Annotated in this window: 1 protein-coding gene; it reads left to right on the forward strand. The window is 65.1% G+C overall.

Annotated elements, in window-relative coordinates:
- Positions 1 to 719 (forward strand): autotransporter outer membrane beta-barrel domain-containing protein (locus AC1RKG_RS24850; protein WP_493183836.1); only part of this gene is annotated, 719 nt, incomplete at both ends.

A 719-nucleotide genomic window follows, 5' to 3' on the forward strand; every position in this document is an offset into this window, starting at 1 on the left:
TTCGCCAGCGTGGCGGCAACGCAGAACGAGCGGGCGGTGGCGGCAGCGGCAGATGCGCTGGCGGCGGGTAATCCGGTGTTTGAAAGCATCCTTAACGCCGGTTCGGCGGGGGAAGCGAGGCAGGCGTTCCGCCAACTGTCGGGGCAGATCCACGCGGATATCGCCTCGGCACAGGTGAACGACAGCCGCTACCTGCGCGACGCGCTGAACGGCCGTTTGCGTCAGGCGGAAGGGCTGGCGACCTCGCCGGACATCAAAGCTGACGACGACGGTGGCGCCTGGGCGCAGCTGCTGGGGGCCTGGGACCACGCGTCGGGCGATGCCAATGCCACGGGCTATCAGGCATCCACCTACGGCGTGCTGGTGGGGCTGGACTCGGCGCTGGCGGACGAATGGCGGTTAGGGGTCGCGACCGGTTATACCCGCACCTCGCTGGACGGCGGTTATGGCTCGAATGCTGACAGCGACAACTACCACCTGGCGGTGTACGGCGGCAAACAGTTCGGTGAACTGGCGCTGCGTGCCGGTGGGGGTTACACCTGGCACCGTTTCGATACCTCACGCTCGGTGAACTACGGCATGCAGTCAGATCGCGAAACCGCGAAATACAGTGCGCGCACCGAGCAGGTGTTCGCCGAAGCGGGATACAGCATAAAAGCGGCCTGGGTGAATCTGGAGCCGTTCGCCAACCTGGCGTACATCAACTTCCAGAACAACGG

The sequence above is a fragment of the Serratia sp. GW822-FHT06D09 genome, assembly GCF_058799515.1.